Origin of the sequence: Agrobacterium sp. GD03872 (assembly GCF_029840625.1) — a bacterium.
In the GTDB taxonomy this organism is placed as follows: Bacteria; Pseudomonadota; Alphaproteobacteria; order Rhizobiales; family Rhizobiaceae; genus Agrobacterium; species Agrobacterium fabrum_A.
The window spans coordinates 41,212-62,663 of record NZ_JAOCCY010000008.1 but is presented as its reverse complement, the minus strand read 5'-3'; the positions used below and the strand labels follow the sequence as shown (position 1 = coordinate 62,663).

General features: G+C 64.6%; 27 protein-coding genes. 3 read left to right on the top strand and 24 right to left on the bottom strand.

Translation table 11 applies throughout. The annotated features are described in order from the left end of the window. Positions 1–11: 11 nt before the first annotated feature. The 10 genes from N5D22_RS17900 to N5D22_RS17855 form a co-directional block, all read right to left on the bottom strand. Positions 12–440 (bottom strand): hypothetical protein, encoded by a 429-nt coding sequence (locus N5D22_RS17900; protein ID WP_279658491.1) that lies wholly within the window; start codon positions 438–440, stop codon positions 12–14. 104 nt (positions 441–544) lie between these two features. Continuing rightward, positions 545–1,945: a HAMP domain-containing sensor histidine kinase gene (locus N5D22_RS17895; protein WP_279658438.1), complete on the bottom strand. Its 1,401-nt coding sequence runs from the start codon at positions 1,943–1,945 to the stop codon at positions 545–547. Further along, positions 1,935–2,606: a response regulator transcription factor gene (locus N5D22_RS17890; RefSeq protein ID WP_003497063.1), complete on the bottom strand. Its 672-nt coding sequence runs from the start codon at positions 2,604–2,606 to the stop codon at positions 1,935–1,937. Before N5D22_RS17890 ends, N5D22_RS17895 begins: the two co-directional genes overlap by 11 nt. A 93-nt stretch (positions 2,607–2,699) precedes the next feature. Continuing rightward, positions 2,700–2,954, bottom strand: coding sequence for a hypothetical protein (locus N5D22_RS17885; RefSeq protein ID WP_003497070.1), 255 nt, complete (start codon positions 2,952–2,954; stop codon positions 2,700–2,702). Positions 2,955–3,093: 139 nt separating this feature from the next. Further along, positions 3,094–3,300 (bottom strand): hypothetical protein, encoded by a 207-nt coding sequence (locus N5D22_RS17880; RefSeq protein WP_279658439.1) that lies wholly within the window; start codon positions 3,298–3,300, stop codon positions 3,094–3,096. Between the two features lie 34 nt (positions 3,301–3,334). Further along, on the bottom strand, positions 3,335–7,144 hold the full coding sequence (locus N5D22_RS17875) for a glycoside hydrolase/phage tail family protein (RefSeq protein ID WP_279658440.1): 3,810 nt from the start codon (positions 7,142–7,144) through the stop codon (positions 3,335–3,337). Positions 7,145–7,159: 15 nt separating this feature from the next. Beyond that, a complete protein-coding gene (locus N5D22_RS17870; protein WP_279658441.1) occupies positions 7,160–7,594 on the bottom strand; it encodes an NlpC/P60 family protein in 435 nt (144 codons plus the stop codon). Then, positions 7,591–8,475 carry a DUF2163 domain-containing protein gene (locus N5D22_RS17865; protein ID WP_279658442.1) on the bottom strand — a complete coding sequence of 295 codons (885 nt, stop codon included), beginning with the start codon at positions 8,473–8,475 and terminating at the stop codon, positions 7,591–7,593. The genes N5D22_RS17870 and N5D22_RS17865 overlap by 4 nt, the downstream gene beginning before the upstream one ends. Beyond that, on the bottom strand, positions 8,472–9,110 hold the full coding sequence (locus N5D22_RS17860; RefSeq protein WP_279658443.1) for a TIGR02217 family protein: 639 nt from the start codon (positions 9,108–9,110) through the stop codon (positions 8,472–8,474). Before N5D22_RS17860 ends, N5D22_RS17865 begins: the two co-directional genes overlap by 4 nt. A 56-nt stretch (positions 9,111–9,166) precedes the next feature. Next, entirely contained in the window at positions 9,167–9,748 is a 582-nt protein-coding gene (locus N5D22_RS17855; RefSeq protein WP_020808632.1) for a phage tail tape measure protein, read from the bottom strand. A gap of 134 nt (positions 9,749–9,882) precedes the next feature. On the opposite strand from N5D22_RS17855, the gene N5D22_RS17850 reads away from it, so the two are divergent. Then, on the top strand, positions 9,883–10,089 hold the full coding sequence (locus N5D22_RS17850) for a DUF4160 domain-containing protein (RefSeq protein ID WP_279658444.1): 207 nt from the start codon (positions 9,883–9,885) through the stop codon (positions 10,087–10,089). Continuing rightward, entirely contained in the window at positions 10,082–10,486 is a 405-nt protein-coding gene (locus N5D22_RS17845; protein WP_279658445.1) for a DUF2442 domain-containing protein, read from the top strand. The genes N5D22_RS17850 and N5D22_RS17845 overlap by 8 nt, the downstream gene beginning before the upstream one ends. A gap of 4 nt (positions 10,487–10,490) precedes the next feature. Here N5D22_RS17845 and N5D22_RS17840 read toward each other — a convergent pair whose 3' ends face one another. Genes N5D22_RS17840 through N5D22_RS17830 form a run of 3 tightly spaced genes read right to left on the bottom strand, consistent with a single transcriptional unit; the run spans position 10,491 to position 11,463 of the window. After that, on the bottom strand, positions 10,491–10,700 hold the full coding sequence (locus tag N5D22_RS17840; protein ID WP_279658446.1) for a rcc01693 family protein: 210 nt from the start codon (positions 10,698–10,700) through the stop codon (positions 10,491–10,493). Beyond that, positions 10,697–11,056, bottom strand: coding sequence for a gene transfer agent family protein (locus N5D22_RS17835; RefSeq protein WP_279658447.1), 360 nt, complete (start codon positions 11,054–11,056; stop codon positions 10,697–10,699). The genes N5D22_RS17840 and N5D22_RS17835 overlap by 4 nt, the downstream gene beginning before the upstream one ends. Next, on the bottom strand, positions 11,056–11,463 hold the full coding sequence (locus N5D22_RS17830) for a phage major tail protein, TP901-1 family (RefSeq protein ID WP_279658448.1): 408 nt from the start codon (positions 11,461–11,463) through the stop codon (positions 11,056–11,058). The genes N5D22_RS17835 and N5D22_RS17830 overlap by 1 nt, the downstream gene beginning before the upstream one ends. Before the next feature lie 91 nt (positions 11,464–11,554). Here N5D22_RS17830 and N5D22_RS17825 point away from each other — a divergent pair, with 91 nt between their 5' ends. Beyond that, complete coding sequence (locus tag N5D22_RS17825) at positions 11,555–12,754, top strand: MFS transporter (RefSeq protein ID WP_279658449.1); 1,200 nt, start codon at positions 11,555–11,557, stop codon at positions 12,752–12,754. Positions 12,755–12,761: 7 nt separating this feature from the next. Here the strand turns inward: N5D22_RS17825 and N5D22_RS17820 are convergent, their stop codons facing one another. The 11 genes from N5D22_RS17820 to N5D22_RS17770 all read right to left on the bottom strand — a co-directional run bounded on the left by N5D22_RS17820 (position 12,762) and on the right by N5D22_RS17770 (position 21,444). Next, the gene (locus N5D22_RS17820; protein ID WP_279658450.1) at positions 12,762–13,157 is read right to left on the bottom strand and encodes a DUF3168 domain-containing protein; all 396 of its coding nucleotides are present in this window, start codon (positions 13,155–13,157) and stop codon (positions 12,762–12,764) included. After that, positions 13,154–13,489, bottom strand: a complete 336-nt coding sequence (locus N5D22_RS17815; protein WP_020808625.1) for a phage head closure protein — start codon at positions 13,487–13,489, stop codon at positions 13,154–13,156. The genes N5D22_RS17820 and N5D22_RS17815 overlap by 4 nt, the downstream gene beginning before the upstream one ends. A 3-nt stretch (positions 13,490–13,492) precedes the next feature. Then, complete coding sequence (locus tag N5D22_RS17810) at positions 13,493–14,062, bottom strand: head-tail connector protein (RefSeq protein WP_279658451.1); 570 nt, start codon at positions 14,060–14,062, stop codon at positions 13,493–13,495. A 190-nt stretch (positions 14,063–14,252) separates the two neighbouring features. Further along, positions 14,253–15,521 carry a phage major capsid protein gene (locus N5D22_RS17805; RefSeq protein WP_279658452.1) on the bottom strand — a complete coding sequence of 423 codons (1,269 nt, stop codon included), beginning with the start codon at positions 15,519–15,521 and terminating at the stop codon, positions 14,253–14,255. 30 nt (positions 15,522–15,551) lie between these two features. Continuing rightward, a complete protein-coding gene (locus N5D22_RS17800) occupies positions 15,552–16,124 on the bottom strand; it encodes an HK97 family phage prohead protease (protein WP_137452174.1) in 573 nt (190 codons plus the stop codon). Between the two features lie 28 nt (positions 16,125–16,152). Next, positions 16,153–16,473 (bottom strand): DUF6107 family protein, encoded by a 321-nt coding sequence (locus N5D22_RS17795; protein ID WP_020808622.1) that lies wholly within the window; start codon positions 16,471–16,473, stop codon positions 16,153–16,155. 195 nt (positions 16,474–16,668) lie between these two features. Next, entirely contained in the window at positions 16,669–17,835 is a 1,167-nt protein-coding gene (locus N5D22_RS17790; RefSeq protein ID WP_279658453.1) for a phage portal protein, read from the bottom strand. Between the two features lie 252 nt (positions 17,836–18,087). Further along, entirely contained in the window at positions 18,088–18,396 is a 309-nt protein-coding gene (locus N5D22_RS17785) for a Dabb family protein (protein WP_279658492.1), read from the bottom strand. Positions 18,397–18,454: 58 nt separating this feature from the next. Further along, a complete protein-coding gene (locus N5D22_RS17780; RefSeq protein WP_279658454.1) occupies positions 18,455–19,093 on the bottom strand; it encodes a hypothetical protein in 639 nt (212 codons plus the stop codon). A gap of 567 nt (positions 19,094–19,660) precedes the next feature. After that, entirely contained in the window at positions 19,661–20,920 is a 1,260-nt protein-coding gene (locus tag N5D22_RS17775; RefSeq protein WP_279658455.1) for a DNA-packaging protein, read from the bottom strand. Next, positions 20,917–21,444, bottom strand: a complete 528-nt coding sequence (locus tag N5D22_RS17770) for a hypothetical protein (protein ID WP_279658456.1) — start codon at positions 21,442–21,444, stop codon at positions 20,917–20,919. Before N5D22_RS17770 ends, N5D22_RS17775 begins: the two co-directional genes overlap by 4 nt. Between the last annotated feature and the right edge of the window lie 8 nt (positions 21,445–21,452).

Sequence of the window (21,452 nt, the reverse complement as noted above, 5' to 3'; positions counted from 1 at the left end):
CGTCAAACCGGTCAGGTCAGCGGCGACCAGCTGCCGTCGGCGCTGCGGCAGGCCGCGCCGCGCACCTTGATTTCGCGTCCATCCACCGTGAGGCTGTGCGAATATTGCCGGCAGTTCTGGTTTCCGACCTGATAGGGCGCATTGGCGACCACCTGCCCTTTGGCGTCGTCGCCGGTCCAGGACACGGGCGTGCCGACGGGAGCCGTTTCCAGCGCCTTGTATTCCGCCTCCAGCGCCTTGGTCTGGTCGCCGCGGTCGAGCTGCACGCCGCTTCGTCCGACGATGCCACCCTCAAGATTGGCAAGGAAAGGCGTCGAGGGCTGCGCAGAGCGGCCAAACAGGCCGCCACCCGACGGGCGGGTGCCCGTGGTGGTGCAGGCGCTCAGCATCGAGACACACAGGATCGAGAGAAGTGCCGGGCGTGACACCAGCGAACGCATCGTCACGGAGCGACAGCCATCATACACGTCAACCAAACCCTGTCCTCTTCCTACCGCATTGCACCCGATATGGTGCCATTGAATTTCTTGCTTTTTTTCTTGCCTCACGCAAGCTCTTTCGAAAGGCCAGGCAAAATCAGATCGGCTTTCAGCCCACCGATGCCGCTGCGCGACAGCGAAAAGCGGCCGTGGTACTCTGACACCACCTCGGAAACGATCGACAGGCCGAGGCCCGTGCCCGGACGGCTCTCGTCCAGCCGTCGCCCGCGCTTCATCGCTTCGCTGATCTGTTCCGGCTCCAGCCCCGGCCCATCGTCTTCCACCGTCAGCTCCACCCAGGAACGACGGGAAATTTCGGCGTCGGATGACGGGTGCGTGCCGGCCGCAAGCGTGACGACCACGCGCGTCTGGGCAAAACGCGCGGCATTTTCGAGAAGATTGCCGACGACCTCTTCCAGATCCTGCTGTTCCATGCCGAGCACGGCGCCGGGTTGCTCGAAATTCAGCACGAACTGCTTGTCGGGGTTCAGGCGGCGCATCACGCGCACCAGCCGTTCCAGCGCCGGTTCCGCTTCGACGCGGGCAAGGATCGAGCCGCGCTGGGCGGCGATGCGGGCGCGTGAGAGATAGGATTGCACCTGCGCCTGCATGGCGTCGGCCTGCGCCCGCACCAGATCGCCATGCTGCGGCTCCAGCGTGCGAGCCTCGTTCAGAAGAACCGCAATCGGCGTCTTCAGCGAATGGGCGAGATTGCCGACCTGCATGCGGGCGCGCTCCACGAGGCGGCGATTGCTGTCGATCAACGCATTGACCTCATTGGCGAGCGGCTGGATTTCACGCGGGAATTCACCTTCAAGGCTTTCCGCCTCCCCGCCCCTGATCTTGCCGAGCGCGACGCGAGCCTGATCGAGCGGCCGCAGACTGTAGAGAATGGCAAGGCCGTTGACGACCAGACTGCCGACACCGAAAACGGCGAGCGCCAGATAAAGGCTGTTGGAGAAATCGCGCACATCGTCTTCCACGACGTTCAGATTGCCGGAGACACGGAAACGCGCGGCGCGCCCCTCGCCGTCCAGCACCACTTCCGTTTCCGCCACACGCACCTGATTGCCGGCCTCGTCGGTGACGGCATAAAAGCGCTCATAGCGGTTATCGAAGGGCGCATCGAGAATGCTCGGCACCGGCAGGGTGGAGACGCCAAGCGAGGAGGACACGAGCGGCGCAGTCTGGAAATTGCCAAGCGGCTCCACCACCCAGTACCAGCCGGTATCGGGCTGCGAGAAACGGAGATCGCCGAGCTGCGGGCTGCCGGCCAGCGTATTCTCGTTGGAAATCGTCACGGAATTGATGACGTTATAGAGCTGCGCCCTCAGAAGATCGGTGAAGCTGCGCTCCACCCCCTGCCGGTAAAGCGTCGAGATCACGACGGCGATCACCACCAGCGCCAGCACCGACCAGAGCGAGGCGAGCAGCAGGACGCGGGCGGTGAGGGAATTACTTCGCATCTGCCGGCGCTTGCATCCGGTAACCGAGACCACGGATCGTCTCGATCAGATCAACACCGAGCTTCTTGCGCAGACGACCGACAAACACCTCGATGGTGTTGGAATCGCGGTCGAAATCCTGATCGTACATGTGTTCGACCAGCTCCGTGCGCGAGACGACCTCGCCCATGTGGTGCATGAGATAGGACAGCAGCCGGAACTCGTGCGAGGTGAGCTTCAGCGTCGTGCCGTTGACGGTCGCCTTGGAGGATTTGGTGTCGAGCCGGACCGGGCCGCACACCAGTTCGGAAGAAGCATGGCCGGCGGCGCGGCGGATGAGCGCGCGCACACGGGCGAGAACCTCTTCGACATGGAAAGGCTTGGTCACATAGTCATCGGCGCCGGCGTCGATGCCCGCCACCTTGTCGCTCCAGCGGTCGCGGGCGGTGAGGATGAGGACAGGCATGGCCTTGCCGGCAGCGCGCCATTTTTCGACGACGGTGATGCCGTCCATCTGCGGCAGGCCGATATCGAGAACGATGGCGTCATAGGGCTCGGTATCGCCGAGATAATGGCCTTCCTCGCCGTCGAATGCCTGATCGACAACATAACCGGCTTCTTTCAGCGCATCGGTCAGCTGACGATTGAGATTGGCATCATCCTCAACAACGAGAATACGCATTGTCCGCCCTTTCCTTCCGTCCCGGCCCGCGCGTGTGGCCGGTCATGCTAGATGTGTCGGATTGTTTTCCGATATTTCGGCGATGCGGGCAAGCTACATCGGCACGCGCATCGTCACCTTGCGCGGACGCTCGCCATTGCCCTGGACGAGAACGGTGACGACACAGGACTGACCGTCGCCGGAAGGATAGACCGAAAGCAGCTGACCGCCGGTTTCGCGCACGACGCGGGCGACGGCTGCGCCGCAATCGCTGGCAGCCAGTATGTAGTGGCCCTGCAGATCAGCCTCGGGCGCCGTGAAACCGGAAAGCCCGGCTGCAAGCGTCGCGATGATGAGAGGTGATGCCATTCTACAAACTTCCACAAAAAACCGGGTGCGTCTCGAACCCTATTGTGACTGAATATGTAGCGCAAAGCGTCTGAATGGCAAATGAATGCCGCCCCCGCCGCAGGCGCGCATGGCGGGAACGGCATCCTGGCAGGGGCGCTCAGCGGATGGCGCGGGTCGCCGAAAGGCGACCGTAAAGCGCGATCAGGCCGCCAATTCCGCCCGCAACCGTGACAAGGCCCTCGGCCAGTTCGCCCTCCATGCCGGCGGGCAGGTCAAGGCCGGCAATGCTGAAAAGCGGCGCGAAAACCGCGATCAGTGCGCCCCAGATGGTGCGCGATTGATACCATGCTTTGCTGCTGTCCATAATCTCATCCTTTGCGTTGTTTTTCAGGCACATGTCAGATCGGGAGGTCGGCCTTGGCCGCCACGCCCGAGGGCACCGCGCGGCCGAGCTGGCGGACACGCACGGAAATGTGATCCCGCATGGTCGGGAAATCTGTGAGTTCGTCTGCAAGGGGGTAAAACCACGAGGTTTCCGGCACCTCCACCATGCGCCGCACGGTCTCTCCGTCCAGCACCTCGACACGATAGAGCTCGAAGGGCTCATCCAGCGGGATCTCGGCGGCGTCCCAGCCATCGGCCTCAACCCGGCCCCGGCGTTTCCACCTGATGAAAACGCCGTCTCCGCGCCGCTCGGCGGCAAGATGCACCGGCGCGAGCGGTGTCAGCGCCCGCAGGCCGCCCTCGAAGGCAAAAGGGCCGCTCGGCGCGCCCGCCATTCCGGCGGCCTCCGCAATCCAGTTCAGGCGTCGCCCGCGCTCGCTTGCGGCAAGACCGAGCGGCTGCACCGCCGCATTCAGCACCACCACCGGCGCACCTTTCGGCGCGCCTGCGGCGAGCGCGTCTTCCGTGCCGGCGAGCCCCCGCAGGAGAGCGGAGAGCCGCCAGCGTGCGGGTGCGATTTCCTCGGCCTTTGCGAAAGCGACGATTTCCCACACGCCGTTTACCGCCTTGACGGCGAGACGGTTCTCGCCGTTCAGCACCGAAAGCTCCCCGGCCGACGATACTTCGCCGAAGGGCAGATCGATGAGGATTGTGTTTTTCCGGTCGAAGCGGCCGGAAGGGCCTGATGTCAGCGGCATTGCCAGCGCGCCGATCATCGCCGGCCGGTCCAGCAGCACGCGCTGCCGGTAACCCTCCCTGCCCGGCGACGCGGAAATGACGATTGGTCGCCAGGGCTTTGCAAGCGCCGCAATTCGTGCCGAATCCTCCGACGCGGTGCCGTCATGGTTGGGCAGATCGAGAAACAGCAGCTCGGGCGCGAAACCTTCCGCTCCGCTTGCGCCGCTGCTGCGCCGTTCCTCCGCGCCGCCGGCAAAGACCGGAAAGGCAGCGGAAAAGGCCCGCGCTTCCACCTGCCGCACCGCGCCGTCCTCGATCCGGCTGACCAGAAACCGCCCTGCCGGCGCCTGCGGAAAGGCCCCTTCCGGCAGGCGGATACAATCACCCGGTTCAAGCGCGATATCGCAAGGCGGCAGCGCAAAGCGCAGGCTGCGCCGCGCCTGCCGGTTGTCGCGCAACAACGCCTCGACGGCGGCTTCCGCCGTTTCCGCAGGCAGGGCGGCGTTGAGATCGAGCCGCATCACCCGGCTGCCGGCATTGTCGATGCGGCGGGACCGTACACTTGCCTGCTCGTAATCCAGCGCCGGATTGAAGGACGTCAGCACGGCTTCAGCCGCGAAATCGCTGTCATGGCCGCGATTTTCCGACCAGAGCGGCTCGTCCTCGAGATCGGCCAGCACGGCAATATCCCGCACCGGCAAGACCGCCGTGTTGCGGGAGCGGAAACGCAGGGTTCCGCCATCTTCCGTCACATCCACCTGAAACGCCGCCATCAGCGGCTCCAAGAGGTTGCGGGCCGAGGTCACGTCGCCCTGCACATACCCTCCCAGATCGCCGCTGACGGCGGAAACGTCGAAATCGGAAAAGCCGTGATCGGTAAGGATGGCGGCGATGGTATCGGCGAGCGTTGCCGTGCCCAGCCTCCCGTTCAGCCAGTGGCCGGTGCGCCAGTTGCCGCCATCGCTCCATGCCGCGCCATTCTGCGGAAAGGCCGGAAAGGGCCGTGCATCCCAGGTCCATAGATAGACCCTGTCTGCATCGACCATCGCCGCATCGCCCTTTCCCCAATGGTCGAGATGCGCTTCCAGAAACCGTCGCTGCTGGCTGTCGGCGCGGTTCCGGCGGGAAAAATGGGGAAAAGCGTTTTCCGCCGATTTCGGATCGAGAAAGACATTGGGGCGCGTCGCGCTCTTGTCCACCGCCGGGCAGCCGAGTTCGGTGAACCAGATGGGCTTCGAGCGCGGCGCCCATGCCGTCGGCGTGGTTTTCTCGGTTCCCCGCACCCGGTCGTAATGGAGGTTTCCCCACCAGTTGCGCAAGTCCTTGTAACGGAACACCCACGGTTTGCCCTTCAGCCCGTCGGTAATCGGCGTGCGCCGCCGCGCGGCGCGGTCCGCATCGCTGGCATAATACCAGTCGAACCCCTCTCCCGCCGTCATCGCGCGGCGGAAGGCGCTCACATCGTCCGGGCCGGTCATGCCATCCGGATTGCCGTTTGCGGCATCCCCGTCGCGCCAGTCGGAAAGCGGCATGTAATTGTCGATGCCGATGGCGTCGATATCAGGGCTCGCCCAGAGCGGATCGAGATGGAAGAACACGTCGCCCGAGCCGTCTGCCGGCTGGTGGCCGAAATATTCGCTCCAGTCCGCCGCATAGGTCAGCTTCACCGCCGGCCCCAATATCGCTCGCACATCGTCCGCCAGCCGCAGCAATTCCCCGACAAAGGGAAAGGCGTCGTCCTGGTCCCTGAGCGACGTCAGCCCGCGCAGCTCCGAGCCGATCAGGAAAGCATCCACTCCCCCCGCCTCGGCCGCCCGGGCCGCCAGCGCCGCATAGTGCAGCACCATACGGCGATAGCCTTCGTCACGGTTGCAGAAGGTGGAAACCTGCGCCCATGCGCCCGCGCTGCGATCCGGGGAGCCGACCCTGCCGGGTGCGGGAAAGCAGGTGATGCGCCCGCGCCAGGCATAGGCGTCCTGCTCGCTTTTGCCATAGGGGTCCGGCAGCCCATTGCCGATGGGAACATCCATCATCACGAAGGGGTAAAGGCACACCCGAAGGCCGCGCGCCCTGAGATCGGCTATCGCCTGCAACACGCTTTCGTCGTTCGGCGTGCCGCCATAGGCCGGGCCGCCGCCATGATGGCTGACAGGATGCGCCTCATCGCGCGACAGGCCGGCGACGGACCATGGCATGGTTTCCCCATCCCGGCCGGCCACTTCCACGCCCGGCAGAATGCGGCATTCCCCCGCCCGCATATCCGTGCCGAACCAGCTCACCACCAGCGCCACGCTCTCAAGATTGGGGCAAATATCCAGCAACTCGTCGATCGCAGCAGCCCAGTCGGTCGAAGCGGTCAGGCCGTTGCGGTTCATGATGCGGCTTTGGCCGATCCCCGTCCTTTCGGAAACCTGCGCGGTGGCGTAACCATGTTCCGTTGCCCCCGGAATGACGGTGATGGCGCGGATGGATTTTTCCAGCCGGCCGACCGGCCGCACCACTTCGAACTGCATGAGCGGAATGCGGCTGCCGAAGCCGTCGAGCGGCAGGCGTTCGAACACCACATAGGCCAGTCCGCGAAAGGCCGGCGCATTGCCCGCCCCCTGCTTCGCCTCGATCAGCGGGTCTGGCAATTGCGTCTCGCTGCCGGGATAAAAGCGCATCTCCACGGCACTCAGGTCCAGTTCCCGCCCATCGGCCCAGACGCGCCGCACCCTTGCCGCCTCGCCTTCGCACAGGCCGATGGCGACGTTGGCAAAATACCGAAAGGTTTCGACCTTCGGGCCGCGATTGCCCTTGCCGCCGCGCCGCTCCACCTCCACGCTTTCTTCGAAACGCGTCGCCCAGATCAGCGTGCCGCCGATCCGTGCCGCGCCGTAAAGCCGGTTGATCGCCGCTCCCTCATCCGCCCCCGGAATGCGCGCCGTCGAGAGCCGCGCGCCCGTTACCGTCCGCCCGTTCGAAAGCAGCGTGCGGTCGATGGCATTGCCCGCCAGCGCCCCGGCCGCCCGGCCGATTACTGCGCCCAAAGGACCGAAAATGCCGCCGAGTGCCGCGCCCGCCGCCTGAAAAACGATTGTCGCCATGCTTGCCTCGAAAAATCAGGGATCGGGAAAACGGAAGACGCCGGCGATGCGCCGCCGCCAGCCGGGCACCAGCGCCGAACGCACCACCGCCGCCTGTTCATAGGCGTGGATGAAATGCTGCGGACCGGCCAGAATGCCGAGATGCTTGGCCGCCGCATCGGCCCGCCAGCGGAACAGCAGCAGGTCTCCCGGCCTTGCCTCTTCCAGGCCCGCCACCGCCGGAAAATGGCGTTTTGCCGCCGCCATCAGCCGGTCCTCACCGCCGCGTTCGGCCCAATCGGGCGCATAGGGCGGCGGCAATTCCGGTTCGTGGCCGTAAAGGTCCCGCCAGATGCCGCAGATGAGGCCGAGGCAATCGCAGCCGACACCCTTCAACGAGGCCTGATGCCGATAGGGCGTGCCGATCCAGCCTTCGGCGAGCACCAGCACTCTTTCGCCGGTATCGCTCATGAAAACAGCGCCCCGCCGTCATGGCTCTCGCCGCCCGCCGCATAGGAATAGGCGAAATCCGCCCCCGGCAGATGCGGAAAGCCCCGGAAATTCAGATGATTGGCGAATTTTACCCGGCAGGTGGAAAAACTCTTGTCGCAGCCGGCGGTGACGGAAAACCTATCTCCCGGCGAAGGCGTCTGTTCCGGCGGCGACCAGAAGGAAAGATGCACGCCACCGTCACGCCGCTCCTGCCCGTCGAGATCAAACCCCTTGCCGGCGAGCGGGCCGGTCAGAAAACGCAGCTTTCCCCGGCTGAAAAAACCATCGGCAAAGGCATCGAGCCCGGAGACGAGCAGTCCGCCCGAGGCATCCACCGCCGCGACGCTGCCATGCCCGGTAAAACGCGCCAGATCGACACCGCAACGCCTGTCGCCAAGCGCGGCGTCGCAGCGCCGCCCATAGACCCTGCCCTGCGGCTGGCCGAGGCGATGGGCAAGACTGCGCAGCTCGGCGCGAAATGCGCCGCCGGCCCGTGTCACCTCACCAATCTCGCGCCTGTTCAGCAGCACATGCTGGTCAGGCGCCTGCCAGTTGACGAGGAAAAGCTCCACCCTCGCCCCATCGAAACGTCCGGCGGCCAGATCGCCCTCCGCAATCGCCTCGTTCGAAAAACCGCCCGCCACCTCCCCCGCGCCGGCGCCCAGCCCCGTTTCGCCGTCGCTATCGCTGGCCGAAAAGCCGCTGGCGGCAAGGTAGGAGGTGCCGGCAAACGATATCGCCTCGTCATGATCGGTAAAACCGATCACCGCACGGTCCTTCAGTGTCACCTTCCAGCAATGGCATGTGGTCGTCGCATCTTGCCCAAGATGCCCGGCAAGGGCGGCGGGAATGGTTTTCATGGCAGGATTTCCATCAGTGGAATGGAGGGAATGCGGCCCGCCTCGAAAGCGGTCAGGTTCACGTCGATACGGTCGATCCCGAAGCGGACCGGCACGTCGAATTCGAAACCGGCGCGGATCGCGGCGCCGGCGGGCGGCACCCGCCCCGCACGGAACACGATCATGCCGGTTACATGATCGACCGCCACATCAGCCGCTTCGACCTTCACCCCCTCGACCGAAACCATGACCGAACCTTCGACCGGTTTTTCTATCCGCCGCACGAAGGAGCCGCCCGCATCGGCATAGGTCTTCCGCAACTGAAAACCCGCTGTCACGCCGTCGCCGGTGCCGATCCTCTGATCGGTCGCGGCGGGCGTCTCCCCCGGCGGGCAGGATTTGAAATCCACCGGGTCGCGAAAACGAAAGCCGTAAAGCTCACCGCGCCGCGCCTCGAAAAAGGCGAGCACCTCATAAAGATCGGCGACGGAGCGGATACCGGATCCGGCGTCATAGCTGCGTCTGGCGTTCCTCCAGCGCTGGTTGCGGCTTTCGCGGCCATTGGACAGGTTGACGATATCCGTCCGCCGCACCGGCCCGCCGCTCACCCCGAGCGCGAGCCGCAGCGGAAACCGCACTTCATGAAATGCCGCCATGTCGTTGTTCCTGGATTCTTTTCGATGGTCTTGAAACGTGGGAGGACGCGCGTGCTTCACAATCCGCGCTGGCCGCGCCCGACGCTGCGCGCCAGCATGGCCGCGATCTGGCCTTCGCTTTTGCGAAAGCTCGCAGCATCCGTCGCCGTCACGTTAAAAACGATCTGCGCCCCGCCTCCGCCGGACGGCGCGGCAACGCCGAGAGCGCCATCCGAACCGCGCTTCAGCGGCAGGATCGCTTCCGCCCCCGCCTCGCCCATCAGGCCAAGCCCGCCGCCCATCGGAAAAAAGGCGGGGCTGGAAACGACGCCGCCATCGGCAAAGGGCGTGATGCCGCGTCCCGGCACACCGCCATCGGCAAAAGCGAAGAGCGAACCGCCGCCGTTCAAAAGCCCGCTGACGGCATTGCCGATCATGCCCTCCAGCGGTTTCAGACCGGCCGAGAGCGCGATGCCGGACAGCCGCTGCCCCAACCCGCGCAACACATCGTCCAGCCCTTTGCCGCCCGCCGTCGCCGCCTGCAGGGCCGAGGTCAGGGCCGCACCAAACCGCTCGGACCGGCGTTCGAGATCGCCCATCACCTCGGACAGCGCCTCCGCCTCTTCCCGGTTCTCCGCCATCGATCCTTCGCCCGCCATCGCGCTTGCCTTTCTGATTCAACTGGGGAATGCATGGTGCTGAAACAGCTCTCAAAAACCGCTGCTTCAACCCACACTCTTTTAAAACCCAACTTCTTGGGTTATGGTTCTCATGGTCACGGTTCTCCGCCAGCATGGCATGCGTTTTGTCACCTACACGGCCGATCACGAACCCGCCGCATGCGCATGTCTATGGAGAGGGTGAAGCCCGTATCGACATCGTCGGCCTCGTCGTTCTCGCGCAGGGCGGCATGTCGGACCGGGATGTGCGGCGCGCCGTCGCCGTCATCGAGGAAAACCGGAAGCTGTTTATGGAAACCTGGAGACGATATCATGGTTGAGGTCAGCGATGCCGAACTCGCCGCCGCCAAGGAACGCTGGCAAAAAGAGCGCGCCGAGCGTCCCATTCCGGTTTCCGTGCGTTTCGAAACGGCCTCGGCCCGTGTCATCGTCGATTTCGCCAACGGCGCCTGCTTCATGTTTCCCGCGCGAGCGCTCGAAGGCTTGCAAGACGCGACCGCCGAACAGCTTTCCGATGTCGAGCTGCTCGGCGAGACGGGTCTGCATTGGGAAACCCTCGACGTCGACTATACGATCAGCGGCCTGATGAACGGTATTTTCGGCAGCCGCACATTCATGGAAACGCAGCGCAAGGGCGGGCAATCCCGCTCTCCGGCCAAGGCGGCAGCCAGTCGGGCGAACGGTGCCAAGGGCGGCCGTCCACGAAAAATGCCCTGACGACTCACCCATCCGGAAACCGCCGCATCATCGCTTCCATCAACCGACGATCAGGACCGCGCGAGACGGCGTTGCCGCCCGTCATCGCGAAGAATTCCCTCGGGGTCATCAGCCAGAAGGTTTCGGAGGAGAGCCGCAGCAGGCAGAAGCCGGCATGGATCACCGCCTCCCAGGGGAACGGGCGCGGCGTCGCTTCGTCTGCTGCGGCGCTCAAGGGTCCGGCGGCGTCTCGCCTTTCAGGCCGCCGAAGGTGGCGGTCAGAAGATCGGCGACGATGGCGGCGTGGCCGGCAATGCCGCCTTCCACCGTTGCAGCGGCCACATCCTCGTCGGAAAAGACGTTGCCCGCGCCGCGCAGGCCCGCGCCGATCACCCTTATCATGTCGACCGCCTTCATGCGGCCGCTCGCAAAACGTTCGGCGAGCGCGGTGAGGTCGTCGGCTGCAAAGGCGGTTTCGAGTTCGGCGAGAGCCCCGAGCGTCAGGCAGAGAATGCGCCTTTCGCCGTCGATCAGCGCTTCGATCTCGCCGCGATGGCGGTTCGCCCGCCCGTAACGCAAACGCTCAGCCATCACAAAGCTCCGAAATTGAGAAGACCGGCCGATTCCAGCGCGATCTCGAATTGCACCTCACCGTCGTGGCGGCCGGAATATTCGAGCGCGACGATCTGGAACGGCCCGGTAACGATGCCGAAACCGGGAATGACGATCTGCCAGCCGGGAATGCTGCCCGCAAAAAATGCGCCGCGCACCAGCGCATCGCTTACCTGATCCTTGAAGATGCCGGAGGCCGTGAGCGATGCCCGCTGCACACCGGCGCCGGCAAGAAGCTCCCGCCAGCGCCCCGCGCTTTCGGCATCCGTCACATCGACCGCCTGGGCATTGAAGGCCAGCCGCTTCGTTCTCAGCCCCGCGACGGTTACGTAGGAACCGGCATTGTCGATCTTCAGCAGCAGGTCCTTGCCCTTCTGCGCCACCATGATGTTTCCTTTCGTTTCAATTGCTGTTGCGGGGGTGCGGCGGGCCTGCTACCAAATGGCTTCCTGCACCTCGCACCCCTGCGATCTCACCATGTCCGACGCCGCCTCCCTGACGTCTCGTGCGCGCCTTATCGGCGTGCTGGCGCTTGGGCAGATCGTCAGCTGGGGCAGCGGTTTCGACATGCTGGCCATTCTCGCGCCACGGATCGGCGGCGAACTGGCGATCGGCAACGAGATCGTTTTTGCCGGCCTCACCATCATGATGCTGATCAGCGCGCTTTGCGGCCCGCTGCTCGGAAGAATGCTCGTCCGTCGCGGCGCGGCCCCCGTGCTGGTGACAGGCTCGGTACTCTTTGCCGCCGGTTTTGCCGTGCTCGCCTTTTCGGGCGGTGTCGCAAGCTATCTTTTCGGCTGGGGCGTCATGGGTTTGGCCGCCACCTGCGGGTTAACGACCGCTGCCCATACCGCCGTGGTGGAACGCGTGGGTGCGCAAAGCGGCCGGTTGCTGACGCTTCTGATGCTGTTCACCGGGCTTTCGGGGGCGGTTTTCCTGCCCGTCACCGCGCTTGTGGAACAGCATCTCGGCTGGCGCGGCACACTTCTGCTCTATGCCTGTCTGCAGCTCTTCGTGCTTCTGCCGCTCTATCTCTTCGTCCTTCCCGGCCGTCCGGCCCGCGAGGACGCAAAATGGCAGAAAACCGACGCGCTTTCGTCCTCGCCGGTCGATACACGCCGGGCTTTTCTGCTTCTGGCGGCCATGACGACGATCAGCGCGTTTACCACCTTCGGCCTGTCGCCGTTGCTGCCGCTGCTGCTCGTTCAGGCAGGTGCGACACAATCGCTTGCCGTGCAGCTGGCGGCGGCGCGCAGTCTGCTGGCAATTACGGCGCGCGGGCTGGATTTCCTGCTTGGGAAACATGGCAACCCCTTTGTCACCGCCATAATCGGTTTCTCTCTTCTGCTCCTGTCACTGCTGCTGTTGCTTGGCTTTGCCCCGGCCATGCCGGCTCTCGTCGGTTTCATCATTTTCTTCGGTTTCGGTGCGGGCGTGCTCACCGTCAGCCGGGCCGTGTTGCCTCTCGCCGTATTTTCCCCGGAAGAATATGGTCTCCAGGCCGCACGCATCTCCCTGCCGCAGAACCTCGCCATTGCCGTTGCACCCGTGATCTTCACCCTGGCGCTCGACCGCGGCGGGGTGGCGACCATGCTTGGCATCGCCGCCGTGCTGATCGCGATTTCGTTTGTGCTGCTTGTTGCCCTGTGGAAAACCGTGCGCCGACAGGGTGCCTGAAACGGCACTATTCCGTCACCGCCCTGAAACGCATCTCGACGACGAAATTCCGGGGCTTCGCCTCTCGCCGCGAGCGGCTGGAGAGAAGACTGAGATTGACGAGAGACACCCCGGCAAGCGGCAGCGCCGCATCATCGAGAAGGCTCGTCACACGAGCGGCGATCTCCCCCGCACCCTTGCGGCCGTTGGCATCGCTCCATATCTGCAGCGATAAAAAATGCTCCTCGGCCTTTTCCGTCGCGGTCGAATAGTCCCGGCTTTCGAGATCATCGATAACGACGCACGGCAGAAGCACGCGCGGCAAAAGCCGATCGACAATGCCGCCGGGAATGAGCGCAATCAGCACCGCATCGCCCGTCAGCCGTGCGAAAATCGCCTGAAGAAACAGGTTTGCGGCGCTCATCGGCTTTCCTCCTCGCAGCGGCAGACGATGAAACGTCGCGTCTCATCGGGGTCCATCACCGCCCGGATCGCCAGAATGCGGCGGCCCTTGCGAAAGCGCATGCCGGCGGCGATATCGCCGCGGTAAGCCAGCCAGACGCGGTGGGTGATCGTCACGCCCTCGGCCGAGGCCCGTTCATGCGACGCCTCCGAAACGGGTTCGATCGCAGCCCAGAGCGACCGCAGGAAATTCCAGCTTTCGGCAGCGCCGCCCTGCCCGTCCGGCGTTTCGGTCCGCACGTCCAGTTCCAGCCGCGCCGTCAGCTTGCCGGGATCGAGAAAAACAAGGTTCATGTCTCAAAGCCCCAGACGGCAGAAGGGCGCCACCAGCCGCTCGTAACCGGCGGGAATGGCGGCGGGCTGGTTTTCCGGGGCGACCGCGCCGCGAAAGGCGAACATCTGCGCCACATGCATCAGCATGGCGCGTTTCAGCGTGTCGGGCACATCCGTTCCCGCTTCGCCGTAACCGGCAATGAAATCGATCTCGATGCCGTTCATCGCCCGTCCGGGGGCCGGCGGATCGCGCAGCCACAGCCTTGCCGGACGCGCCGCGCCATCGAGCAATTTTTCCCCGGCGGTGATGTCCGTCGAGCGCCCGTCACCGTCAAAAACCAGAATCGTTTCGATGGTTTGCACCGGTGTCCTGCCAATCGGAATCACGCCGTTCTCAGGCCACCGGTCGAGATAAAGCCGCCAGGTCTGGCGGATGAGGCAAAGCCCGGTCGTGCGTTCCAGATGCTCGCGGGCGGCGCGGATGAGCGCGGCAAGAAGCGCGTCCTCATCGCCGCTGTCGAGACGCAGATGCGCCTTCACCTCGGCAAGCGTCAGCGGCTCCGCCTGCGGCGGATGAATGAGGGCATAGGTCATGGGGTCTCCGGAAGAAAGGTAGTCGCATTAGCGAGCGGGCACCGCTTGTTTCTTCTCCCCGAGGGGGAGAAGTCCGCGGCAGCGGGATGAGGGGGCAAGGGTAGAGATACTCGGCAACGTTGCCCCCTCATCTGCCCCTTCGGGGCATCTTCTCCCCGGCGGGGAGAAGAAAAGGCCGCAAGGTCTGCGGTCAATTCACCCCGAATTTCACCAGCTTGATCGCCTCGAAATTCTGTAAACCGCCGCCCACGCGTTTGGTGGTGTAGAACAGCACATAGGGTTTGGCCGAATAGGGATCGCGCAGGATGCGCACCCCGGTACGGTCGACGACGAGGTAACCGGCGCGGAAATCGCCAAAGGCGATGGCGAAGCTGTTGGCCGCCACATTCGGCATGTCCTCCGCCTCGGTCACCGGAAAGCCCATCAGCGAGGCCGGCTGGCCGGCGGCGGCGGGCGGGTGCCATAGATAGGCGCCGCTGGTATCCTTGAAGCGCCGTAGCGCCCCTTGCGTCTTGCGGTTCATCAGGAAGGTGCCGTTCTGGCGGTGGCCGGCCTTCAGCGCATAAACGGCATCGAGCAGCACATCCATCGGCCCGGCCGAGGCGAAACCGGCCGAAACGCCGGTCGCGACATAACCGATATTGCCCCAGCTCCAGCCATCATTGGCGACGGCGGCATAGGAGAGGAAACCCCTGGGCTTGTTAACGCCATCGCCGGCGATGAAGGCGGCGGCCTCCTGTTCGGCGAAAGCAATGTCCACTTCGGAAGCGATCCATGCTTCGATATCGACTGCCGCATCATCCAGCAGGCCCTGTGTCGCCGCCGGCATGGCGTAAAGCTCCATGGTCGGGAAGGAAAGCTCGACGAGCTGCGGCGTTGCCGTTTGCGGACGTGCCGCCGTCTCGGAAACCCAGCCGGTCGTCATGCCGCCGGGCGAGAAGGGTTTCTTCAGCACGGCGGCGGAAACCTGCCGCACGGTGGCCAGCGCGCGGATCGGCGAAATCGCCGTCATGCGCCGGCCGATCTCTCCATCCGTCTCGTTCGGCAGCAGGAAGCCGCCATCGGCCCCGGTCGAACCGGCAAAGGCCTTGGCCTCCAGATCGCGCAGCGCACCCTCCTCGCCGCGACGGATATAGGCCTCGAAAGCGGCCTTGTGCTCTTCGGCATCGTGGGAAAGCGCGTCCTTGCGGCCAAGTGCGGGACGCGCCTTTTTCAGCGCCAGATCGTCCATGATCCGGCGGTTGTCGTCGAGCGCCCTGTCGATGCGGTCGAGCTTGTCGCGGGTCACGACATCAGAGCCCATCTTGCGCTCGATATCGGCAAGCCGCTGGTCGTTGGTCTCGCGAAAGGCCTCGAAGGCCTCCATGAACTCGTCGAAGGCGGCCGCCACCGTATCGGGCACAGCCTTCACCTGCGGCGCGACGGGCATCGGGGCCGGTTTCGTCATCTGATCTGTCATGTCGTTTCCTTGTTGGTGATTGTCCTGGGGTCAGCGTTTGAATGTCGTGTCGAACAGCGAGCGGGCGGCGCGGCGCATGGTGCGGACCAGCTCGGTCTCGCGGTCGCGGAAGAAGCGGGCATGCTTGACGTCGGAAACGCGCGCCGAGGGCAGCATCGGGAAGGTCACGACCGAGATCTCCCACAGATCGGCTTCCAGGATGCGCCGGACACCCTGGCTGGCCGCCTTGCCGGAACGTACGGTGCGAAAGCCGATGGACAGCCCGTCCAGCGCCCCGGTCTTCATCAGCGAATGCACCTCGCGGGAGCGGGCGACGCCGGGGGCGAGAACGCCCTCGACATAAAGGCCGCGCTCGTCCTCGCGGATGGTGCGCCAGGCGCCGATGGGCTCGGCCGGATCGTGCTGGTAGAGCATGCGGATGCCGGCTGCGCCCCGCTCCTCGATGGAGCGGCGGAAAGCGCCGCGCTCGATGACATCCTGACCGAGATCGACCTCGCCGAAGACGCTGGCATAACCGGAAAAGGTGCCATCGCTGGCAATGCCGCGCAGTTCCAGATTGGCGAATTTGCGCGTGGCGGGACGCGGCCCGCGATAAACGTGCATGGAAAACTCCTGCGATGGGAAGGAAGTGTCAGGCGCGCGGGCGCGCACCGTAACGGTCGGCGATGCGCACCAGCACGCCCAGCCCCCACCACGCGCCCATGCTGGCGGCGGCGGAACCCGCCACCATGATTTCCCGGCCCGAAAGCGCGCCGGCGATATCGAGCTGCTGCACGATCCACAGGCCGATAGGCCCGCCGAAGATCATGCCGCAGGAAACGCCGGTGATGAAACGGCTCGCGGCCTCGCGTTTGCTCTTCGGCAGGAGATAAACGAGCGATACACCCGCGCCCGCCACGGCGCCGGTGATGCGGGCGGCCCAGATGCCGGCCTCATTGGCGAATTCAGACATGGGTAATCATTCCGTTCTAGGATGTGGTTATCGGGCGGACGCGCCGCGTCGCACGCGGGCGCTTCCTGCGCGCCTGCGCGGGGTGATTTTGCGAATCTTCGGAATCGCTTGGGCGGAAGAGCTCACAGAGAGAGTCCGCTTCTTCAGAAAATGATTGAACAAGAAACCGGGGTTTCGATCCCGCCGGGGCGGCGATCAATAACCGACGGCTTCGCGCTTTTCCTCGTCGCTCAGGAATGAGGCCGCGCCGATGCGTGCCCAGAGCGCATCCCGCTCGCCGGCAAGCCCGGCAATCCGGTCGAGATCGGGTTCGAGCCTCAGCCCAGAGCCGAAGACCGGAGAAAGCCAGCCGCAGAGCCTCGCCGCCGTGCGATAAACGAGCGGCAGGACGGTCAGGCGATAAAAGGCGCGGTTCGCCTCCTGGTAATTGGCATAGGTATTGTCGCCGGGAATGCCGATCAGCATCGGCGGCACGCCGAGCGAAAGCGCGATATCGCGCGCCGCCCCGTTGCGGGCCTCCAGAAAATCCATGTCGCGCGGCGAAAGACCCATGGCCTTCCAGTCCAGCCCGCCTTCCAGAAGCAGCGGGCGGCCGGCATTCATCGCGCCCTGATAGCCTTCCTCCAGCTCACGCTTCAGCCGCTCATATTGTTCGGTGGAGAGATTGCCGCCCTCCTTCGGCTGGTAGACCAGCGCGCCGGATGGCCGGGCGGAATTGTCGAGCAGGCGCTTGTTCCACTGGCTTGCGGCATTGTGCAGATCGAGCGCGGCCCCTGCGGAGGCGAGCGGTGCAAAACCCGCCCGGTCATCCAGCGGATGGAAAAGTTTCAGATGCAGCAGCCCCAGCCCGTCGTGCTCGACGGCGATGCGCCGGGATGCCCGGCCCTCGGCGCGGTAATCATAGGCCACCGGCCAGCCATCCGGCCCTTCGACGATGCTGACCCGGTCGGGTCGCAGCAGATGCAGTTCGCGCAACCGCCCGCCCACCGTCAGCGGCTCGATATAGGCATTTCCGGCCAGCATGAGGTGGCCATAAAGCGCCTCGAAGAAATCCGGCCCGCCCATATGGGCGCCCGGTTTTAAAAGCAGCGCCAGGAGCGGATGATCGGCGAGTTCCTCTTCGCCATCATAAAGCAGCCAGCTGACCGAAGCGGACGTCTCCGCCACCATGCGGGCGGCCCGGTGCGCCACCGGGTTCTTCATGAAGCCCTCGCGGGCAAGTGCGGCATAGGACCGGCCCGACCAGAAGGCCTGCCCGCCCTGCACCGCAACCGCCATGAAGCCATCGGCCATTTTCCGGCTTTCAGGCACGGCTCTGCCATCCGCCGGGCGCAGCCACGGCAGGGAAAAGGGAAATCGCATGGAGTTGTCCTTGTTTTGATGGCGGCTCAGGCCCCGGTGCCCTCATCCCTGTGCCTGTCACAGGGATCCAGCCAGCCCAAGTCCTTGGGCTGAAAAGACTCTTCTCGCCGCGCAGACGCGCGTCGACTGGATTCCTGTGACGAGCACAGGAATGAGGGTACAGGGGCCTCAGCCCCGCGACGGAGGAAAGGTTTTCTTCCGCTCTCAGCAGACTACTTGCGGATCCAGGTCACTTTCGCAGCCGAAACGGGTCTACCGGATCGGCGCTTTCACCGCCGTATCGCTGTCGAAATCGGCGGCAATGCGGGTTTCGCGCAGCGGCTTTACCGTGCGGGTCGAAAGATCATAAGCGGGGTCGGCCTTGTAAGCCGCCAGCGCCGCCTCGTTTTCGAACTCGCCATAGACGATGAAATCGACTGAATTGCCCCATTGGTCCTTCTTCACGTTCTCGCCGATTTCAAGCTTCAGCGAATGCGGTATCGCGGTCAGGCCGGAAAGCCCCCTGCGCACGGCGTCGCGGTTTTCCTCGGGAACGGTGAAAAAGACGATATGGCGGATCACGGTGTCACCTGTCATGCAAACTTAAAAGGCGGCCTTCTCGGCACCGGGTAACGGGTTATCATCTGGCCCGCCCGGGTTCAATCCGCGCCGCGACAAGCGCTTGATGAAATGCACGCCCGTAACCGCCCACCAGCCGCGCCCTGTCGCTGCCATTGATGATGGCGCGGGCGCCGTCCCAATCCTCGCGCCCGTCGCTGAAGAAATCGGCGAGCCTGCGGCCGGTGAAACTGCCGCCCGCCATGCCGTGGATCAGGATCGCGGTGGCCACCTCCGCCTCCATGGCCCGTTCCGGCCGTTCCAGGAGATCGACGCCGGTCAGCGCCGACATGGCCTCGTAATTGCGCCGATGCGTCAGCTGCACGAAACCGCGCCCCAGCCAGCTTTTACCTTCGGTGTCCGGCCGCCAATAGGGTTTGCGCACCATGGGCAGCCTGCCCGCCGCAAAAGCGCGGTCGAGCCTTGCCATCGCTTCGGTATCGCTTGCCGCCAATGTCTCGCGCACCGGCTGCATGGTCGTCGCCGTTTCGTGAAAAGCCGTCGCCAGCATATAGGCGAGCCAGCGCGGATCGCCGCCCGGCATCGCCTTTTCGAACCCTGCCAGCATCGTTTTCGTGCCGGCAAGCTGGGCCACGCGCAGGCGACCGCCGAAGATGGAACTCCGCGCCGACGCGAAGAATCGCGCCTCGTCATAAGCCATAGCTGGCTCCTGAAAATGATGGGCGATATGACACCCGGTTTTTCCACATGACAGCGGTCGTGACTAAATCGATTTGAAAAAACCTTAATCGATTTTAATCCGCACGCCGGGGTTTTGGGGTAAAAAATTCCTTGAATTCCGGAACCTTAGCGCGCTAACTCCATTCACCGCGCAATCCTGCAGCGTTAACCATTCAAGGAGGAATGCCACCATGACAGCGACAATCCCCCAGACCGTTTATGACCGTCTCGAAAACGAGTGGCGCCAGATGCGCGAGACCGGCTCCCAGCCGAAACCGGCGCAATCCCCGAAGAAATAATATCCGCCAGACGCCCGAATTCGGGCGGTGACGGTGCCTCACTTTTCTTCTCCCCGACGGGGAGAAGATGGCCCGAAGGGTCAGATGAGGGGGCAAATTCTCCGCATCTCCCTGCTCTCTCAGCACATCTTGACCGTGGCCCCCTCATCCGGCGCTACGCGCCACCTTCTCCCCGGCGGGGAGAAGAAACGGGGCATCCGCTCAACCGGTAATTGGCTCTCCTTCACGGGAGCCAATAATCACCGCCCTCACATCCCCCGCACCTTCGGTTCACTCACCACCATCGTCGTCAGCGCGGTGATCGCCCAGACGAGCGCATCCAGCCTGTCCGGTGAGCGTCCCGACGAGAGGCCATCAGGACCGAAATCCGTCATCTGGTCTTCCAGCTTTTCAAACCGCGCGACATGGCGCACCCTGCCCTGTTCGTAGAGTGCGGCGACCGGCTCGGCGCGGGTGAACTTGCCGCGGCTCGCCCGCACCAGGATTAACGGCAGGTTGGCGTCGATGCTCTGCAGCATGGCGCGCACCATCTCGCCGCCCTGATTGACCTCCGCCACCACCCGGTCGGCCTCGTGGCGACGAAAGGCGGCGACCACGGCGCGGGCCCAGCCGGCCGGCGTTTCGCCCTCCACCGAACAATCCGCCAGCACGTTAAGCCGCCCGGACATTCCGAGCCCCGCCACGACAATGCCGCAGCAGGAATGTTCACCAACGCCGGCGGGCGGGTCTACCGCCACCACGATCCGCATGAGCGGCTCATGCGCCGCTTCGACGATCGCTTCCAGATCGGAGCGTTTCCACAGCGCGCCTTCGCGCTCGTCGATCAATTCCCCGCCGATTTCCTGACGCCCCAGCCGGGTGCCGCCATAACGGTCCTGCATGGCTTTGAGAAAACCGGGCGAGAGATTGCGCGCATTCATCGCGGTCGGCATCCGCGCCACCCGTGTCGAGGGATCGGCGAGAAGCGCCTTCAGCAAAGGAATGGGCCGTGGCGTGGTGGTCACCAATTGCCGGGGCGTTTCACCCAGACGCAGGCCGAATTGCAGCATGTCCCAGGTTTCCTGCGGATATTTCCATTTGCCCAGCTCATCCGCCCAGGCCATGTGGAATTGCGGACCGCGCAGGCTTTCCGGGTCTTCCGAGGAAAACACCTGCGCCATCGCGCCATTCGGCCAGAGGAGCCGTCGGCGCGACACCTCGAAGGCGGGGCGATGGCGGCGGGCGATGCGGCAGATGCCGGAAATGCCGTCGATCATCACCTCACGGGCGTCACCCAGCGTTTCGGCCACGAGCGCGATGCGCAAATCCGACTGCTTGCCGGCGGAGGCGATGCCATGCACCCATTCCGCCCCGGCGCGGGTCTTGCCGGAACCGCGCCCGCCGATCAGAAGCCATGTCCGCCAGTCGCCCTCCGGCGGCTGCTGCGGCAGGTTGCCGATGAAACGCCAGTCGCGCAGGAGGTTGAAGACCTGCGCCGGCAGATGGGGTCCGGTCGGCATATCCGTCATGTGTCGGCTTCTGCGGAGAGGCTGCGGGTGGGATCGGCCGCCATCTTCGCGCGGCATTTCTGTTCAGCCAGTTCGTCGATGCGGTTGAGGAAATGCGCCACCGCCGCTTCGTAATCCCCGGCCCCGGTTTCGTCTTCGCTGAAAAGAGCTTCCCTCTCTTCCGCCAGCACCCGTTGCAAAGCGTCGATCCGCTCCAGCGTGCGGACGATCAGCGAAAGCTGGTCCGTCGCAGCCTTCACATCGGCGCGCGCCAGCTTGCCCGAAGCGTCCTCCGCCGTCGCCAGAAAGGCCGCTTCGCTGACTTGGCGGAGATTGCGGTACAGGCAGAACTGCTCGCGCATCTCCTCCGTCAGCTCGTTCAGCAATTGCCGCAGGCTGCCGTTGCGCGCCGCATCCTCGGCGGCCAGCCTATCGGCCCGCGACTTCGTCTCCGGCGCGGCTTCCGGCATGTCCTCAGCCGCATAGGCGGGTATTTCCGGCCAGACGCCGTAGAGCGCCGGATCGCAATTGCTGGACATTGTCATGGGATTGG

Bases quoted from the DNA above. Each gene is read 5' to 3' on its own strand.
- N5D22_RS17800 (WP_137452174.1), bottom strand. From the start codon at position 16,124: ATGCACGTTTATCGCGGGCCGCGTCCCGCCACGCGCAAATTCGCCAAT.
- N5D22_RS17895 (WP_279658438.1), bottom strand. From the start codon at position 1,945: ATGCGAAGTAATTCCCTCACCGCCCGCGTCCTGCTGCTCGCCTCGCTC.
- N5D22_RS17900 (WP_279658491.1), bottom strand. From the start codon at position 440: ATGCGTTCGCTGGTGTCACGCCCGGCACTTCTCTCGATCCTGTGTGTC.
- N5D22_RS17870 (WP_279658441.1), bottom strand. From the start codon at position 7,594: ATGAGCGATACCGGCGAAAGAGTGCTGGTGCTCGCCGAAGGCTGGATC.
- N5D22_RS17790 (WP_279658453.1), bottom strand. From the start codon at position 17,835: ATGCGATTTCCCTTTTCCCTGCCGTGGCTGCGCCCGGCGGATGGCAGA.
- N5D22_RS17805 (WP_279658452.1), bottom strand. From the start codon at position 15,521: ATGACAGATCAGATGACGAAACCGGCCCCGATGCCCGTCGCGCCGCAG.
- N5D22_RS17860 (WP_279658443.1), bottom strand. From the start codon at position 9,110: ATGGCGGCATTTCATGAAGTGCGGTTTCCGCTGCGGCTCGCGCTCGGG.
- N5D22_RS17775 (WP_279658455.1), bottom strand. From the start codon at position 20,920: ATGACGGATATGCCGACCGGACCCCATCTGCCGGCGCAGGTCTTCAAC.
- N5D22_RS17830 (WP_279658448.1), bottom strand. From the start codon at position 11,463: ATGGTGGCGCAGAAGGGCAAGGACCTGCTGCTGAAGATCGACAATGCC.
- N5D22_RS17810 (WP_279658451.1), bottom strand. From the start codon at position 14,062: ATGACCTATGCCCTCATTCATCCGCCGCAGGCGGAGCCGCTGACGCTT.
- N5D22_RS17780 (WP_279658454.1), bottom strand. From the start codon at position 19,093: ATGGCTTATGACGAGGCGCGATTCTTCGCGTCGGCGCGGAGTTCCATC.
- N5D22_RS17815 (WP_020808625.1), bottom strand. From the start codon at position 13,489: ATGAACCTTGTTTTTCTCGATCCCGGCAAGCTGACGGCGCGGCTGGAA.
- N5D22_RS17875 (WP_279658440.1), bottom strand. From the start codon at position 7,144: ATGGCGACAATCGTTTTTCAGGCGGCGGGCGCGGCACTCGGCGGCATT.
- N5D22_RS17850 (WP_279658444.1), top strand. From the start codon at position 9,883: ATGGCATGCGTTTTGTCACCTACACGGCCGATCACGAACCCGCCGCAT.
- N5D22_RS17820 (WP_279658450.1), bottom strand. From the start codon at position 13,157: ATGAGCGCCGCAAACCTGTTTCTTCAGGCGATTTTCGCACGGCTGACG.
- N5D22_RS17865 (WP_279658442.1), bottom strand. From the start codon at position 8,475: ATGAAAACCATTCCCGCCGCCCTTGCCGGGCATCTTGGGCAAGATGCG.
- N5D22_RS17835 (WP_279658447.1), bottom strand. From the start codon at position 11,056: ATGGCTGAGCGTTTGCGTTACGGGCGGGCGAACCGCCATCGCGGCGAG.
- N5D22_RS17855 (WP_020808632.1), bottom strand. From the start codon at position 9,748: ATGGCGGGCGAAGGATCGATGGCGGAGAACCGGGAAGAGGCGGAGGCG.
- N5D22_RS17880 (WP_279658439.1), bottom strand. From the start codon at position 3,300: ATGGACAGCAGCAAAGCATGGTATCAATCGCGCACCATCTGGGGCGCA.
- N5D22_RS17890 (WP_003497063.1), bottom strand. From the start codon at position 2,606: ATGCGTATTCTCGTTGTTGAGGATGATGCCAATCTCAATCGTCAGCTG.
- N5D22_RS17825 (WP_279658449.1), top strand. From the start codon at position 11,555: ATGTCCGACGCCGCCTCCCTGACGTCTCGTGCGCGCCTTATCGGCGTG.
- N5D22_RS17885 (WP_003497070.1), bottom strand. From the start codon at position 2,954: ATGGCATCACCTCTCATCATCGCGACGCTTGCAGCCGGGCTTTCCGGT.
- N5D22_RS17770 (WP_279658456.1), bottom strand. From the start codon at position 21,444: ATGACAATGTCCAGCAATTGCGATCCGGCGCTCTACGGCGTCTGGCCG.
- N5D22_RS17845 (WP_279658445.1), top strand. From the start codon at position 10,082: ATGGTTGAGGTCAGCGATGCCGAACTCGCCGCCGCCAAGGAACGCTGG.
- N5D22_RS17795 (WP_020808622.1), bottom strand. From the start codon at position 16,473: ATGTCTGAATTCGCCAATGAGGCCGGCATCTGGGCCGCCCGCATCACC.